This is a genomic window from Alcanivorax sp. S6407, assembly GCF_023016115.1.
Taxonomy (GTDB): Bacteria; Pseudomonadota; Gammaproteobacteria; order Pseudomonadales; family Alcanivoracaceae; genus Alcanivorax.
Genome location: NZ_JALKBH010000004.1, coordinates 537,979 through 552,752, shown reverse-complemented (window position 1 = coordinate 552,752; position 14,774 = coordinate 537,979). Strand labels below are relative to the sequence as shown.

General features: G+C 59.2%; 15 protein-coding genes. 8 read left to right on the top strand and 7 right to left on the bottom strand.

Annotated elements, in window-relative coordinates:
• Positions 1-47 precede the first annotated feature (47 nt).
• The 4 genes from MWU49_RS12230 to MWU49_RS12215 all read right to left on the bottom strand — a co-directional run bounded on the left by MWU49_RS12230 (position 48) and on the right by MWU49_RS12215 (position 4,480).
• Positions 48-581 carry a Tat pathway signal protein gene (locus MWU49_RS12230; protein WP_246972705.1) on the bottom strand — a complete coding sequence of 178 codons (534 nt, stop codon included), beginning with the start codon at positions 579-581 and terminating at the stop codon, positions 48-50.
• Between the two features lie 152 nt (positions 582-733).
• Entirely contained in the window at positions 734-2,347 is a 1,614-nt protein-coding gene (locus tag MWU49_RS12225; RefSeq protein WP_246972703.1) for a GMC family oxidoreductase, read from the bottom strand.
• Positions 2,348-2,384: 37 nt separating this feature from the next.
• Positions 2,385-2,921, bottom strand: a complete 537-nt coding sequence (locus tag MWU49_RS12220) for a twin-arginine translocation signal domain-containing protein (protein ID WP_246972701.1) — start codon at positions 2,919-2,921, stop codon at positions 2,385-2,387.
• Positions 2,922-3,037: 116 nt separating this feature from the next.
• The gene (locus MWU49_RS12215; RefSeq protein WP_246972699.1) at positions 3,038-4,480 is read right to left on the bottom strand and encodes a coniferyl aldehyde dehydrogenase; all 1,443 of its coding nucleotides are present in this window, start codon (positions 4,478-4,480) and stop codon (positions 3,038-3,040) included.
• 147 nt (positions 4,481-4,627) lie between these two features.
• Between MWU49_RS12215 and MWU49_RS12210 the strand changes: the two genes are divergently transcribed.
• Complete coding sequence (locus tag MWU49_RS12210) at positions 4,628-5,326, top strand: TetR/AcrR family transcriptional regulator (protein ID WP_246972697.1); 699 nt, start codon at positions 4,628-4,630, stop codon at positions 5,324-5,326.
• A 228-nt stretch (positions 5,327-5,554) separates the two neighbouring features.
• On the opposite strand, the gene MWU49_RS12205 is transcribed toward MWU49_RS12210, so the two are convergent.
• Positions 5,555-6,541: an alpha/beta fold hydrolase gene (locus MWU49_RS12205; RefSeq protein WP_246972694.1), complete on the bottom strand. Its 987-nt coding sequence runs from the start codon at positions 6,539-6,541 to the stop codon at positions 5,555-5,557.
• Between the two features lie 95 nt (positions 6,542-6,636).
• Between MWU49_RS12205 and MWU49_RS12200 the strand changes: the two genes are divergently transcribed.
• The 7 genes from MWU49_RS12200 (at position 6,637) to MWU49_RS12170 (ending at position 11,907) form a co-directional block, all read left to right on the top strand.
• Positions 6,637-7,356 carry a 16S rRNA (uracil(1498)-N(3))-methyltransferase gene (locus MWU49_RS12200; RefSeq protein WP_246972692.1) on the top strand — a complete coding sequence of 240 codons (720 nt, stop codon included), beginning with the start codon at positions 6,637-6,639 and terminating at the stop codon, positions 7,354-7,356.
• A gap of 8 nt (positions 7,357-7,364) precedes the next feature.
• Positions 7,365-7,787, top strand: coding sequence for a DUF1294 domain-containing protein (locus MWU49_RS12195; RefSeq protein WP_246972690.1), 423 nt, complete (start codon positions 7,365-7,367; stop codon positions 7,785-7,787).
• A gap of 242 nt (positions 7,788-8,029) precedes the next feature.
• A complete protein-coding gene (locus tag MWU49_RS12190) occupies positions 8,030-9,199 on the top strand; it encodes an AAA family ATPase (RefSeq protein WP_246972688.1) in 1,170 nt (389 codons plus the stop codon).
• Between the two features lie 87 nt (positions 9,200-9,286).
• Positions 9,287-9,712, top strand: coding sequence for an MAPEG family protein (locus tag MWU49_RS12185; protein ID WP_246972686.1), 426 nt, complete (start codon positions 9,287-9,289; stop codon positions 9,710-9,712).
• Positions 9,713-9,715: 3 nt separating this feature from the next.
• Positions 9,716-10,051 carry a TfoX/Sxy family protein gene (locus tag MWU49_RS12180; protein ID WP_246972683.1) on the top strand — a complete coding sequence of 112 codons (336 nt, stop codon included), beginning with the start codon at positions 9,716-9,718 and terminating at the stop codon, positions 10,049-10,051.
• A gap of 27 nt (positions 10,052-10,078) precedes the next feature.
• Positions 10,079-10,666 carry a DJ-1/PfpI family protein gene (locus tag MWU49_RS12175; protein ID WP_246972681.1) on the top strand — a complete coding sequence of 196 codons (588 nt, stop codon included), beginning with the start codon at positions 10,079-10,081 and terminating at the stop codon, positions 10,664-10,666.
• A gap of 47 nt (positions 10,667-10,713) precedes the next feature.
• A complete protein-coding gene (locus MWU49_RS12170; RefSeq protein WP_246972679.1) occupies positions 10,714-11,907 on the top strand; it encodes a YARHG domain-containing protein in 1,194 nt (397 codons plus the stop codon).
• Positions 11,908-11,945: 38 nt separating this feature from the next.
• Here the strand turns inward: MWU49_RS12170 and MWU49_RS12165 are convergent, their stop codons facing one another.
• Positions 11,946-14,075, bottom strand: a complete 2,130-nt coding sequence (locus tag MWU49_RS12165) for a beta-propeller fold lactonase family protein (protein WP_246972677.1) — start codon at positions 14,073-14,075, stop codon at positions 11,946-11,948.
• A 293-nt stretch (positions 14,076-14,368) separates the two neighbouring features.
• Positions 14,369-14,695: a hypothetical protein gene (locus tag MWU49_RS12160; RefSeq protein ID WP_246972673.1), complete on the bottom strand. Its 327-nt coding sequence runs from the start codon at positions 14,693-14,695 to the stop codon at positions 14,369-14,371.
• Positions 14,696-14,774 lie beyond the last annotated feature (79 nt).

The following is a 14,774-nucleotide window of genomic DNA, read 5'->3' as shown; positions in this document are numbered from 1 at the left end:
TGACTTCCTTTAGCGTCTGCCGGTAAGGGGGGTGAAAGGTAAAGGGATCAGGAAATAACCCGTTGCGGTGGTCCCGGGTAACCGGTGGTCAGGCCGGCCTCCGGCTGGGCAAACCAGGCAAACATCAACGGCTGTACCAGCCCTTTCCAGGCCATGCGGGAAAGGGTGCGATCGAGAGTGAACCAGGCCTGCAGGGTCTGGGTCAGGGTGGCCTGGTCCTGGTCAGCGAAGGATGCCCAGCTACCGGTGATATACCAGCGGGCAGCACCCAGCTGCATCAGATCGAACAACTGGAACATGGTGGCGCGGGTGCCAGGCATGGCGCCATTGAGCACCTTGTCGTAAGCCTTCAGGGCCGTCTCTGCAGATGCACCGGACTTCTCCAGGGCCTGGGCCAGTACCACCCCGGTAAGCGGCAGCAGCAGTTCCACATCCTGCTGGCGCAGATGCAGATAGCCCTCTGCCGGGCCGTCATTGCTGGAACAGCCGCTGAGCAGGGCAAGACTGGAGCCGGTGGCGAGCAGGGCACCACCGAACAGGCCGGTCTTGAGAAAGTCACGTCGATGCATTTCCACAGCCATGGCACCTATCCGTCGTTATTCGCGGGAATCGTCAGGCTGCAATATGGCGTAGTTCACCGTGAAACAAAATGAGGTTTTTGTCTCAATTGGTGAATTTTTGACATTGACTTGCGGCTGCCTGCCTGTTCAAGAGGCAGGCAGCCGGGTCAAGACTAGGCGGTGAGGGAATCCGCCAGGGCGGTGGCATTGCGGGCGCTCATGCCATAGATGGTCAGCTGCGGGTTGACCCCGAGGCTGGTGGGGAACACCGAACCATCGATGACATAGAGACCGTTGAGGTACTTGTAGCTTCCATCACTGTTGACGGTACAGCGCTGCTCGTCCTGGCCCATGGTCAGGCCGCCCATGACGTGGGCACTGCCCAGGCCGGTGATGGTGGGGGCGTATTCCAGGCTTTCCACACCAATACGGGCTTCTTTCCAGTTCTTGTAGTAAGGCGCATGAGCATGGCCGGGACGCACTTCTCTTGCGCCGGCAGCAAACTGCATTTCCAGCATGGTCAGGTGAGCCCGTTTAGTGCCTTCCAGCAGGTACTCGTTGACCGGGTAATCCAGCAGCGGTTCGCCGTTGTCGCGCAGTTCCACTGTGCCGCCCACGCTGTCCTCATGGAAGCCATCACGCAGCAAGGCAATGGAACCGGCCAGGTTGGGCAAGCGTTGGGCCTGATCGAAGGCACTGGCGCCGTAGCCGCCCACCAGCGCCGTATTCAGGCCGGGGTGCATGGGCATCATTTCCAGCTTGAAGCCGGCCCGGCCATCCACGCCATCCTTGAACACGAACTCGTCCGAGTACATGGACTGGGGGGCGCCGTAGTAGGGGGCGATTTCCTTGTCATAGATGCCATAGGCGAAGTTGGTGGGGTGCAGGAAGGTGCGTGTCCCGACCAGACCTTGCGGATCCGGGGCGCCGGAGCGCATCAGCAAGGCCGGGCTCTGCATGCTGCCACCGGCGGTAACCACTGCACGGGCCTTGAGCGTCAGTTTGGCCCCGGTGGGGGTCTTGTCGTCCTTGAGCGGCCGCGCGTTGATCCCGGTGACGCTATCCCCTTCGATGATCAGGGTGTCAGCCTGGGCGCTGTGGATCAGGGTGGCGCCACTGGCCAGTGCTCCTGGCAGGGTGGTCACCAGCATGGATTGCTTGGCATTGGTGGGGCAGCCCATACCACAGTAGCCAATATTCCAGCAGCCGCTCACGTTCCGCGGGATGGCTTCGGCGTGCCAGCCAAGCGCATCGCAGCCGCGCTTGAGCACATCGTTGTTGGCATTGGGGGGCATCAGCCACTTTTCGATCTTCAGGCGTTTTTCCATCTGCTCGAACCAGGGATCCAGTTCGGTCCGGCTGAGTCCTTCCACCGCATACTGGTCACGCCAGAAATCCAGGGTCTCTTTGGGCGTGCGGAAGGAGCTGGTCCAGTTCACCACGGTGGTGCCACCCACCGCCCTGCCCTGCAGGATGGTCATGCCGGCGTCCTTGGTGGCCCGCATGGCGCCCTCCTGATAGAGGTCACGATAGGCTTCACTCTCGTCCAGGTTGAACTGGGCAGAAGTTTTCAGTTTGGCCGCTTCCAGCACGATCACCTTGAGGCCGCGCTGGCTGAGGATTTCGGCGCTGACACCACCACCGGCGCCACTGCCGACAATGATCACATCCGCTTCCAGGGTGCGGTCATCGTTGATAGTACGGCCATCGATCACGTTCCAGCCGTTATCCGCGGGGCTTTTCCACGGGTCTTGTACCTTGATCTGCAGAGTCGTCAGGTCCTGCATGACATTTCCTTGTTCTTGTTGGGTGCGGGACAGCGGCTCAGGCCGTCACGATTTGGGGCGGCCCCGGGTAGCCGGTGGTCACGGCGCCAGCAGGTTTGGCATACCAGGCCATGAACATCGGCTGGGTGAGACCCTTGAACGCCATGCGCGCAATGCCATTGCTCTTGGCAGACCAGTCGTCGAGGGTCTGTTGCAGTTGCTCGTCACTCTGCTCGGCGAAATGGGCCCAGCTGCCAGTCAGGAACCAGCGGGCAGCACCCAGTTGCAACAGGTCCAGGAGTTGAAACAGCGTGGCGCGGGTACCGGGCATGGCACCTTCAAGAAGATCATCGTAGGCCTTCATGCCGTCAGTGGCAGAGGCGCCAGCAGCAGCCAGGGCGGGGCCAAGTACGGCACCCACCAGGGGGGTCAGTAGATCCACGTCCTGCTGGCGAAAATAGCGATAGCCCTCAGCTGGGCCTTCAGATTGGCTGGAACAGCCGGTCAGTAGTGCCAGGCCAGAGCCGGTGGCAAGCAGTGCACTGCTTGCAGCACCGAGCTTGAGAAAGCCGCGGCGGTCGATTCCCTGATCCATTGGGGGTCCTTTGTTATTGGTTTTCTTAAGGAGTTATTCAGAGGCTCCTTAACGCATTGCACTCAAAAAATGGCGCCACCACTTGCCCTCCGGAGAGAACAGGTGGCGGCAAGGTGTTACTTGATCATGTGCTTTTCGATCAGCTTGTGCATGCCACGGCCATAGGGCGGCAGGATGAAGCGGGTGGCGTTGAACTTGCCCTTCTTGTAGATGCCCTTGGCCTTGGAGAAGGTCTTGAAGCCTTCCGGACCGTGGTAGGCACCCATGCCGGAATCACCGACGCCGCCGAACGGAATGTCATCCACACCCACATGGGAGATGGTGTCGTTCAGGCACACGCCACCGGAGTGGGTCTGCTTGAGGACGCGGCTGCAGTTTTCGCTGTTCCAGTCGAAGTAGTACAGGGCCAGCGGACGGGGGCGATCGTTCACGTATTCGATGGCGTCGTCCAGGGTCTTGTAGGGCACCACGATCATCAGCGGGCCAAAGATTTCATCCTTGGCGATCTGCATGTCGTCAGTGACATTCAGCACCAGGGTATGGGGGATCTTCTGGCTGTTGCTGAAGTCTTCGTTGGCCGGGTTGATCTCGATCACCTCGGCACCCTTCTCACGGGCATCCTTCAGGTAGCCGAGCAGACGCTGTTGCTGGCGGCCGTTGACGATGGCGGTGAAGTCCGGGTTGTCGAGCATGGTCGGGTAGGACTGGGCCACCTGGGCCTTCCAGGCTTCCACGAATTCCTGCACCCGGTTTTCCGGGCAGAGGATGTAATCCGGGGCCACACAGGTCTGGCCGGAATTCAGGCACTTGCCAAAGGCAATACGCTCGCAGGCGTCGCGCATGGGGAAGTCCTGACCGATGATGCAGGGGCTCTTGCCGCCCAGCTCCAGGGTCACCGGAGTCAGGTTGTCGGCGGCGGCGCGCATGATGTGGCGACCCACCGCAGTGGAGCCAGTGAACATCAGATGGTCGAACGGCAGCTGGGAGAAGGCCTGACCCACTTCCACTTCACCGTTGAAGATAGCCACCTGGTCTTCCGGGAAACTCTCGGCGACCAGTTTTTCCAGCAGGGCACCAGCATTCGGGGTGGCTTCACTCATTTTCACCATCACCCGGTTACCGGCGGCCAGAGCGGTGATGATCGGCACTACCGCCAGCTGGATCGGGTAGTTCCAGGGCACGATCACGCCGACGACGCCCAGCGGCTGGTATTCCACCCAGGTCTTGCCGGGCCAGCTCAGGGCGCTGACGCTTCGCTTGCTGGGCTTCATCCACTTGCGCAGTTTGCGGGTGGTGTATTTGAGGCCTTCAAGAGTGATAAGGATTTCCGCCAGACGGGTTTCATCCGCGGCGCGGTTGGTGAAGTCCTCATTGATGGCCTGGACCCAGTCGTCCGCATGGTTGGCCATAATCGGGCGGAGACGATTGATCAGCTCGATACGCTGTTCCGCAGACGGATAAGGGTGCTGGCGGAACGCAGCCTTCTGTGCCGCAAAGATGCGCTGCATGCGCTCGATCTGGGTGTTGCTCTGATGTAGCTCTTTCACTTCGGCGACCATGGTCTTCGCCTCCCGAGTTTGTTTGTTGTGTAAGATAGGCCGGCGGGCGCAAACAACCCTGCTCATAAAATAGCCTTGCTGATGATTTTTAGAGTAATTACTCTAGGAGTCAACTCGGCGTAGCAAAAACACAACAGTTGTCCCGAAATGACCAGCACAAAACAGAAGATTCTCGATACCAGCCTGGCCCTGTTCAACAAACAGGGGGAGCGCAATGTGACCACCAATCACATTGCCGAGGCGCTGGGGATCAGCCCGGGGAACCTCTATTACCACTATCGCAACAAGGGTGTGATCGTGTCGGCCCTGTTCGACCGTTATCAGGCCCAGTTGCTGACGGCGCTGGAGGCCCCGCAGGAAGCCATGAACTGGCGGGTAAAGGTGTATTACTTTGAAAGCCTGCTGGCTTCCATGTGGCAGTTCCGTTTCTTCCACCGGGACCTGTCCCACCTGCTCCATGCGGACCCGGAGCTGGCTCGGCGTTACCGGGCGTTCGTCCAGGCGGTGACGGACCGCGGCGCGGTAATCTTTGGCGCCCTGCGTGACAGCGGCATCATTGAAGTGGATGACGAGCAGCTACAGGGGCTGATGGTAAATACCTGGATCATCATGTCGTCCTGGGCGTCACTGGTGCACGGCTTGCGCCCGGATGCGGCGGGGGATGAAGCCCTGGATGAGCGTCTTATGCGTCATGGCATCTATCAGATGATCTGTCTGGAAGAGCCCTTCCTCACCGGCGAGGCCCGTGAGCATCTGGAAGAAATGCGCGCCCGCTATCGCGGTGCGGATGTCACCACGTCGTTGTTGCTGGGGTTGCCGGAAACGGCAGAAGAGAAAGCCGGCTGAATCGGAGCTCCCGTAGGAGCTTGCCTGCAAGCGATCCGAGCCTCGGCGAGGTAAGGATTCCAGAAGCGAGTGACGAGTAACGGATTTCGAAAATCCAAAACCGGTAGCCAGGTTTGGGGTTCGGGGTCTTTGCCTTTCGAAACTCGCTTCTCGCAACTCGAAACTATTACCTCGCCGGGGCTCGGATCGCTTGCAGGCAAGCTCCTACAGCCAGCCTTTCCCGCCTCTCTACCGAAACCCGTAGCCCTGCACGAATGCCAGCAATCTCTGCTCCAGCCAATAACGATTGTCCGCCCCGCCGATAAAGCCCACATGTCCGCCATTTTCACTAATTTCCAGCGTTACCGCCGGGCCCAATTCGGCCTTCTTCGGCAGGGTGGCCGGGGTCATGAAGGGGTCGTCGCGGTTTTGTAGCAGCAGGGTCGGAGTGCGGATCTGCAACAGACGCGGGCCGGCTGAGCATTCTGCGTAGTAATGGCTGGCGCCGCGGAAGCCGTACAAGGGGGCGATGATCTGGTCGTCGTAACGCCAGAAGGAACGGATACCGGTCATGTTCAGCCGATACAGACGCTTGGCCTCGGGGGGGTTGACCTGGTCCAGGTGAGCCTTCTTGCGATCAAAGCTGGCCAGCAGTTCAGTGATCAGATGCTTGCGGTACATCCGTGACAGGCCCCGGTCCAGCCGGTTGGCACACAGGTCCAGTCGCAGTGGGGCGCATACCGCCGCCACCCCGGTGAGTCGGCCACTGTCGCGGTGGGCCAGCCAGTTGAGTAGCCGGCTGCCACCCAGCGACACGCCGATGGCCAGCCGGTGGCCGGTGGGGTCCTGGTGGAAAACGTGTTCGATCACCGTATCCACATCATCGGTTTCCCCGGCGTGGTAACACAGCGCGGTATCGTTGGGCTGTTTGGCGCCGCGGCTGTTGATGGCCACAGAACGGATGCCGGCATCGGCGAAGGTTTTCTGGAAGCCACGCATGTAGTGGGAATCGCTGCAGCCGGACAGGCCGTGCAACAGGATCACGGTGAGCTGGCCGGGTTCGGGTGCCGGGCCGGCCCAGTCCAGCAACAGGTAATCCCCGTCTGGCAGCTCCAGTCGCTCCTGTTGCCGCTCTACTTCCGGCAGGGTGCGGCCCAGCGGCCCCCACAGGGTTTGCAGGTGGGGGTTGCGCAGCCACAGGGGGGCACGGAAGGAAGAATGCAGGATCTCACCCATGGGTGTTTCTCATAGCAGGATTAACGAAGGCGTCAGCGCCCGGCTATGGTAGCCTTTTGCCCTTGCCGCGACACCCCGCATGCGATGGAGTAATCATGTCACGCCGTTTTTTTGATGATCAGGACTTTCAGGCCGGCCAGGTGGCTGAACTGGGGGCTGCTGCCAGCCATCACATCGGCAAGGTGCTGCGCATGGCGCCGGGGGAAGATATCGAGGTGTTCAATGGTCGCGGCGGTGAATTTCAGGCGCGCATCGACAGCATCAGCAAGAAGGCGGTGGCGGTAGAGGTGTTGTCCTTCAACGACGTTAACCGCACTCCGCCACTCGCGGTCACCGTGGCCCTGCCCATGATCAAGGGTGACCGGATGGATTACGCCATTCAGAAAGCCACCGAAATGGGCGCGGCGCAAATCGTGGTGCTGGATACGGAGCGTTGTGAAGTGCGTCTGAAAGGCGAGCGTGCGGACAAGAAGCTGGCCCAGTGGCAGGCGATTGCCATCAGTGCCTGTGAGCAGTGTGGGCTGAATATTCCTCCGCAGGTAAGCGGTGTGGAAAACCTGAAAAACTGGCTGGGCAGTGAGCTACCAGATCACAGGCTGGTTGCTCATCCTGGAGAGCAACCGTTCGATCCTGCAGTACTGGAGCGCGGTGCTTCACTGGCCTTGCTGACCGGCCCGGAAGGCGGCTTCTCGGATGAGGAATTGAGTGCGGCGCGGGACGCGGGGTTTGTTCCCTTCGCACTGGGCGAGCGGGTGCTGCGGGCAGAGACAGCACCGGTGGCCTTGCTGGCTGCGCTATGGGCCTGGCTGGGATGAGGACAGAAATGAAAAACGTATTCCTCGCGGTTGTTGTCGCAGTGGCTTTTTATCTCGGCCTTTACTGGCTGGCGAAAGACTACACTTTCTTCCCCTTCCTTCTGGCAGCGGCAGGGTTGCTCAGCCTCTATACCCTGCTGGTATATGGTCTCGACAAACGTGCGGCGGTGCAGCAGCGATCGCGTACTCCGGAAAACACCCTGCATCTATTGTCGCTGGCCGGAGGTTGGCCGGGTGCGCTGATCGCCCGCCCGCTGTTCCGCCACAAGACCCGCAAGCAGCCCTTCAGTGGGATTTTCTGGTGCACCGCAATTGTCAGTACCGGCGCCCTGTTGGCTTTCCTGATGCTGGAGCAGGCTGCCCCGGCCCGGGAGTGGCTGGATCTGGAAGCGCTGCAATGGCGTCTTTTTGTGCAGCAGTACCTGTCGTGATAACGCCCTGACGCTAATCTGAAAGCGCTCGCCCGTCCGCGAGAAACACCGTTCGCCACCGACGTATTGAAAGCCGGCACGGATGCCGTATTACTGACCGATAAATCAGCTTCAAGCCTCAAGCTGCAAGCTACAAGGCGCGGATCGGGCCTTCTTGAACATAACCTCAGTGCCCGCGTTCACGGTTTCAGGGTTTTGCTTGTAGCTTGAGGCTTGCAGCTGCTTTCAAACAAGGGACTGTCATGCTTAACACTCTGGCCATCAGCAATTACCGCTCGGCGCTGGATCTGGTGGTGCCGCTGGGGCCGCTGAATGTGGTGACCGGTGCCAACGGCAGCGGTAAATCCAACCTCTACCGTTCGTTGCGACTGCTGGCGGCCACGGCCAGGGATGATGTGATTGCGGCACTGGCCAGTGAGGGGGGGCTGGAGTCCACCTTCTGGGCCGGCCCGGAAACCCTCACTACGGCCATGCGCCGTGGGCTGGTGCCGGTGCAGGGAGGCCCGCGCCAGGAAAAACGTCGCCTGCGTCTGGGGTTCACTGGTGAGGACTTTGGTTATCTGATCGAACTGGGGCTGCCCAAGCCGGACAGTACCACCGCCTTCAATCTTGACCCGGAGATCAAACGGGAAATCATCTGGTCCGGTGAGGTGTTCCGCCCTGCCTCGGTACTGGTGGACCGCCGCGGGCCCATGGTCAAGGTGCGCAGCGATAGCGGCTGGAAGCTGATTGCCGCCCACCTCAACAGTTTCGACAGCCTGTTCAGCCAGGTGGCCGATGCCAACAGTGCTCCGGAAGTGCTGACCCTGCGCGAGCGCATTCGCGGCTGGCGCTTCTATGATCATTTCCGTACTGACCGCGATGCCCCGGCCCGCCAGGTGCAGATCGGCACCCGTACCCCGGTACTCAATCATGACGGCCATGATCTGGCCGCGGCCCTGCAGACCATTCGCGAAATCGGCGACAGCCGTGGGCTGGATGTGGCTATCGAGGATGCTTTTCCCGGGGCGCGACTGGAGATTGCCCCGCTCCCCGACGGTCGCCTCAAGCTGGAGTTCCACCAGCATGGTCTGCTGCGCCCGCTCACTGCGGCAGAACTGTCTGATGGCACGCTGCGTTACCTGCTGTTGATCGCTGCCTTGCTGACTCCGCGTCCGCCTTCCATGATGGTCCTCAACGAACCAGAGAACAGTCTGCACCCGGATCTGTTACCGGCCCTGGCCCGGTTGATCGAGAAAGCCTGCCAGCACAGTCAGCTGTGGGTAGTCAGCCATGCCAGTGAGCTGGTGGAGGCGCTCAAGGCGCACCCGGATTGTGTCCATACCGAACTGAGCAAGGAAATGGGCGAGACCCGGGTGGTGGGCCAGGGCCTGCTGGATGCTCCCCGCTGGCAATGGCCTGAAGTGGGTTGAAAAGTCACGGGGAGTAATTCAGAGGCTCCTTTGTTCCAGTAAGGGGTGGTATAAACGGAAGTCGATTTATTACCCGGGAGCCTCCCCTTGCTGATCTCGACACCCATTCTCACCCCTCTCGTTGTACTGGTTGCCTGGTCCATGGTCATGTGGCTATGGATGTATGCGACTCGCCTGCCGGCCATGATGGCCATGGACATGAAGCCCGACCCCAATGCGCCCCGTGGCGAGCAGATGAATACCCTGCCGGCCTCTGTGCGCTGGAAGGCGGATAACTATAATCATTTGATGGAACAGCCCACGGTGTTCTACGCCATCGTGCTGGCGCTGGCCTTGCTGGGCTTTGGTGAAGGCATCAACCTGGTGCTGGCCTGGGCCTATGTGGGCATCCGCATTGTGCATTCGCTGTTGCAGGCACTGGTCAACAAGATCGAAGTCCGCTTCCTGTTGTTCTTCCTGTCTTCGCTGGCGCTGATCGGTCTGACCTTCAATGCCCTCAGGGCAGTGTTCTGATCCGTGGCTTTCGATAGCGACCTGGCAGAGCGGGTGCGTGAGGGACTGGTTGCCATCAGTGGCGCTCTGCCAGACGAAAAGAAGATGTTTGGCGGGCTGTGTTTCATGATTGCCGGCAACATGTGTTGCGGTATTCTCGGCGACCGTCTGCTGGCACGGGTAGGCCCTGATGCCTATGAGCAATGGTTGAGGGAGCCGGGGGCCAGCGAGATGGATTTCACCGGCCGGGCCATGAAAGGCATGATCATGGTGGACAGCGCGGTGCTGGCGGAAGAGGATGAAATGACACGCTGGCTGGCCTGCTGTTTCGACTTCGTTCGCACCCTGCCTGCCAAATAACCACTCCGACGGTTGCAGGAGTATCCAATGCGGCAGATCGGCATTGTGATCTACGATGAAGCGGAAGTCCTCGACTTCGCCGGCCCCTATGAAGTTTTCGCCACGGCTGCACGGCTATGCGAGGAGAAGCCCTGGGCGGTCTGCCTGATCAGCGAGCGGCAGACCGTCAATGCCCGTGGTGGTCTCTCGGTGAATAGCCACTTCACCCTCGGCAATCATCCCAAACTGGATGTGCTGCTGGTCAGCGGCGGCGTGCACACCTGGGCCCTTAACAACCGCACCCTGCTGGAAGCCATTCGCCGTGCAGGTGAAAAGGCCAGCTGGGTGACCTCAGTGTGCACCGGTGCCTTTCTGCTGGCCGAGGCAGGCCTGTTGAGTAACGAGAAAGTCACCACTCACTGGGAAGATCTCCCCGACCTGCACCGTCGTTATCCGGCGTTGCAGGTACAGGAAAATATTCGCTGGGTGGAAGATGGCAACCGCATCACCTCGGCAGGGATTTCCGCTGGCATCGATATGAGCCTGCATCTGGTGGAGAAACTGCACAGCCGCGAGCTGGCCGAAAAAACCGCACGACAGATGGATTACGAGTGGCTGCAGATCGCTAGCGAATAGCCGGAAGGCTCGCTATATTGCCTGCGGGAATGACGTTGGGGGTCAGTATGAAATTTTCACGGGCAGCCGCGTGGCTGTTGTTCAGTCTCGGTGTGGTGTCGATAGGTCACGCGGATGTGGTGTGCAGCATGGAGCGCTGTCAGGACGTGGGGATGCAGGAGCTGGATGCCTACCCGGCGCAAAATGGTTTTACCCCGGATGCGATCTTCGCCATCGTCGAAAACATCATTCAGCTGTCTGGCCTGACACCCAACTTCCAGATCCTGGAAACCCCCCGGGTCGGCAATGCCGCCGCCACCGTCATGGATGGGCAACGTTACCTGCTCTACAACCGCAACTGGATGGATGGCCTGCGTGGGGATGAAGAAACCTGGAAGTTGTATGGTGTAGTGGCCCACGAAGTGGGTCATCACTTGCAGGGCCATACCCTGGATGGCCTTGGCAGTCAGCCAGCCAAGGAACTGGAAGCGGATGAATATGCCGGGTTTGTGCTGGCCGCCATGGGCGCCAGCCTCGGTGATGCCCAGCAACTCTGGCAAGGGCTCAATGCCGGAGCATCCTCCACTCATCCCGGCAGAAGAGATCGCCTGGTCGCGGTGGAGAAAGGCTGGGACCGTTGGCAGCGGCAGGTGGCCGCCATTCGCGCCAGCAGCCGCCCGGCTCCCTCGCCCTCTTCTCGTCAGGCCCCGTCGGCGTCACGCAGTGCCGGGGGGTCGCAATATCTGATTGCCGACAGCGCGCGACGGGTGCTGTCCGACAGCGATGTGCGCAGCCTGGATGCCCAGGGCCTGCGCGTGGCCCGCAACGAAATCTTTGCCCGCCACGGTTACACCTTCAATTCTGCGGATCTGCGTCGCCACTTCTCCCGCCAGCCCTGGTATGAGCCCAGGGGCAAACAGGTCTCACTGAATGCGGTGGAACAGGCCAATGTGGCTTTTCTGTTAGGCCGTGAGCGGGTGCTGGAAAACAGTGGCCAGAGCCTGCATGCAATGACCAGTGAAGATTACCTGCTGCCGGACTCTCATCGCCGCAAGCTCACCTATGCAGATATTGATGGTCTGGATAAAAGCACGCTGAGGCTGGCAAGGAATGAAATCTTTGCCCGCCATGGTTATGTATTCAAATCCGAAGATCTCAATCGCTACTTCAAACGCTACAGCTGGTACCGGCCACGTGGTGGTGCGGTATCACTCTCCGGCGTTGAACAGTTCAACGTGGGATTCATCAAACAGTACGAATAAAAAAGGGCGCCATTGGCGCCCTTCTTTTTGCAGTGTGGTTACTCCGTGTAGCCCACGATAGCCACATCTACGGGCAGGTTGCCCACCGCGACGGATTCTTCGGCAATCAGAGAACCATCCCCGTTAATGGCAAAGCGCGTCATCATTTCATTGCCCCTGATGGCCAGCAGAAGATGTTCACCTGTCGGGGCAACCGCCAGCCCTGCCGGAATGGAGTCGGTTGCCACACTACCAACTACTTCGCTAAACCAGCCAATGGATTGATCCACTTCACTGACCGCGTAAAGCACATTCAGGGGGGAGACCAGCACCTTGATAATGCCGTTACCGCTCTCGCTGGCATTGGAAGTGATCGCACCGGTGTCATTGTCGATCAGGAATTTTTCCATGCCAGAGCTGAACGAGGTATACAGCTCCTGGCCATCCGGGGTGATGGTGATGGACTTGGCACTGGCGCCGGTGGCTTTGATGAAATCATCCAGGCGGGTCAATGAGCCATCCAGTGCATTGATGGCGAAGGGGATCACACGGGAAGAAAGGGTGTCAGTAACCACCCACAGGAAGCGGCCGGTGGGATCAATCACAAGATCAGTTGGATCGGCAAAGCCAACCTGATAGGGATCTTCATTGGCCTCGATGCTGAGAGCGCCGCTGGCAGCAATATTAAAGCGTGTGATGCTGTTGTTGTCTTTGTGTGCTACGTAGAGATGGTTGCCTGAGGGATGTACCGCCAGCGCAGCAGGGCCAAGATCCGTCGCAATGTCACCGCCGCCAATCTCCTCCAGCTCATCAATTTCCTGAACTACCAGAGACGACGTTACCCGGCGAAACTGCGATACCGTGTCGTCGTTGTAGTTGGCGACATAGATGTATTTTCCTGTGGGATGTGCGGCGATGGCGGTGGGGTTATCTCCAGTAACAGGTGCGCTATCCCCCAAGGGCGTCAGGGCGCCATCGTCATCCATCAAGAACTGACTTACATTGTCTGCGCCGCTGTTGATGACATAGGCAGCAGTATTGTGCGAGGTAAGGGCCTTGCCGGTGGTAAAGACAAGATCAGAGGGATGTGCGTCCATGGCGATCTGCTTGATGGTCATGGGGTTTAGTTCGCCGGTTTCGTCAATGAAGAAGGGGATCATGGCCGCGCCATTGCCATTCATGGACTGGCTATTGCCGTCTGACAAGTAGAGCCGATCACTCACCGGGCTGACTTTCAGCGTGCGTGGTACGACCTTGCTGTCGACACTGATGAAAGGCGTGTCCAGTGGGGTGACGGCGCCATCTTCACCAATACGGAATTGCCAAATCTTGTCATCGGGTAGATCTGCAGCGTAGAGAAAGCTGCCACTGTTATCGATAACAACACTTTCCAGAGACGAGTTGGCAACAGGCAGCGCGGGGGCAATAGCCTGCAGAGTTCCATCCTGCTGGATAGAGAACTGCCCCAGGGTGCCATCATGGCGATTGGCCACATACAGGAGATTACGGGAAGGCTGAAGTGCGAGTCGGTAAGGGCCATCGCCAGTGGCGAAGGAGTCAACATAAGTCAGGGAGCCGTCCTGCTCCACGTTGAAAAAGGCGATTTGATCATTGGTAATATCCGCAGCATAAACATGCTCGCCATTACTGGTAATGGCGAGATCGGTCAGCACGGCACCGGGTTCGGCAGCGACACTGTCATTGGGTGACAGGGTGGAAAGCATCGCGTTTTCATCAAAGGCGAGTTGATAAATGCCTACATCAGAATCGGCCACATAGGCAAAATCACCAGACGGGTGAATGATCACATCGTTACCTTTACTACCCAGGTCTACCAGCCAATGGATAGAGAGTTCGCCACGCTCATTCAACTTGTATTGGGTGATGCCACCTTCATAGGAAAGTGAAGTGACGTCATTGTGGCCGGGACGCAGCGCCACTGAAGTAATCAGGCTTAATCCCGACGATTCCTTGTCGACCAGCCGCATTTGTCCACTCTGGGGATCGACAGCAAAACTGGAGATGGCCCCGCCGGTATAAGCCGAGGCAATCGCATAGCGTTCCACCTTGGGGGCGCTGGGTGAGGGGGCGCCGGCATAGGAGCTGCCGCCACCGCCGCCACAGGCAGTGAGAAGAGTGGCACTGGCCAGGATCAGTGCAGGGCTGAAATGGTGCAGAAAGCGTGACATGAGTATTCCCTCTCAATGAATGTTTTTCCCTGGGTCGTTGTCGCTCCCGAAACGGTTCAATAAAAAGGGAAAAAACTTTTCCGGCTTTTTATGGGGTGCCGGTTGGTTGGAAAGTCTAGGGCGGTGGCGTTGATGGCACTGTGCTATACATCATGTTTTGCATAGCAATTCCGTAAAGACAGGGCGTGGTGTGCTAGGTTTGACGCGGGATAGCGGTGAAATTTTTCTGAAGAAGATTCAGAAAAATGACATGGCCTCGGCGGGTGCCATAGACCATGTCGTCCATTGCGGTATTAGTCGATCTCGTCTGGCTCGACGCCATGCAGCTGTGTTGCACCAACCTTGGGCAAGCGGGTGGTGGTTTGCTGGCGGGTACCGGAAGAGCGGCGGATGATGTCCCGGTCCAGACCGCCCCGGGCAGCGGGGTGATCCTGGAAGTTGGCCTTGCCGGCACCGCCACCGCCGCCATGATGGAAACGATGGCTGGCGGTGGGGGCTGAGCGTTGGCTTTCGCCCTTGATGCCATCCAGCTTCAGGTATCCGGCCGCCAGGGCCTGTTGCCCGGCAGCGATGGCGAGAGTCAGGGTGGCGATACGGATGCACTGTTTAACCAATGTCATGATAAATCTCCTTGATTGATGTGTTGTCATCAGGGAGTCGCTGGTTGATCGCAAGCGGTTCAGATTTTTTTTATTTTTT

What these genes read in the sequence shown, in the direction of transcription:
- MWU49_RS12200 (WP_246972692.1), top strand. Translation starts at nt 6,637, where the DNA reads ATGTCACGCCGTTTTTTTGATGATCAGGACTTTCAGGCCGGCCAGGTG.
- MWU49_RS12215 (WP_246972699.1), bottom strand. Translation starts at nt 4,480, where the DNA reads ATGGTCGCCGAAGTGAAAGAGCTACATCAGAGCAACACCCAGATCGAG.
- MWU49_RS12190 (WP_246972688.1), top strand. Translation starts at nt 8,030, where the DNA reads ATGCTTAACACTCTGGCCATCAGCAATTACCGCTCGGCGCTGGATCTG.
- MWU49_RS12165 (WP_246972677.1), bottom strand. Translation starts at nt 14,075, where the DNA reads ATGTCACGCTTTCTGCACCATTTCAGCCCTGCACTGATCCTGGCCAGT.
- MWU49_RS12160 (WP_246972673.1), bottom strand. Translation starts at nt 14,695, where the DNA reads ATGACATTGGTTAAACAGTGCATCCGTATCGCCACCCTGACTCTCGCC.
- MWU49_RS12230 (WP_246972705.1), bottom strand. Translation starts at nt 581, where the DNA reads ATGGCTGTGGAAATGCATCGACGTGACTTTCTCAAGACCGGCCTGTTC.
- MWU49_RS12225 (WP_246972703.1), bottom strand. Translation starts at nt 2,347, where the DNA reads ATGCAGGACCTGACGACTCTGCAGATCAAGGTACAAGACCCGTGGAAA.
- MWU49_RS12175 (WP_246972681.1), top strand. Translation starts at nt 10,079, where the DNA reads ATGCGGCAGATCGGCATTGTGATCTACGATGAAGCGGAAGTCCTCGAC.
- MWU49_RS12210 (WP_246972697.1), top strand. Translation starts at nt 4,628, where the DNA reads ATGACCAGCACAAAACAGAAGATTCTCGATACCAGCCTGGCCCTGTTC.
- MWU49_RS12195 (WP_246972690.1), top strand. Translation starts at nt 7,365, where the DNA reads ATGAAAAACGTATTCCTCGCGGTTGTTGTCGCAGTGGCTTTTTATCTC.
- MWU49_RS12170 (WP_246972679.1), top strand. Translation starts at nt 10,714, where the DNA reads ATGAAATTTTCACGGGCAGCCGCGTGGCTGTTGTTCAGTCTCGGTGTG.
- MWU49_RS12220 (WP_246972701.1), bottom strand. Translation starts at nt 2,921, where the DNA reads ATGGATCAGGGAATCGACCGCCGCGGCTTTCTCAAGCTCGGTGCTGCA.
- MWU49_RS12205 (WP_246972694.1), bottom strand. Translation starts at nt 6,541, where the DNA reads ATGGGTGAGATCCTGCATTCTTCCTTCCGTGCCCCCCTGTGGCTGCGC.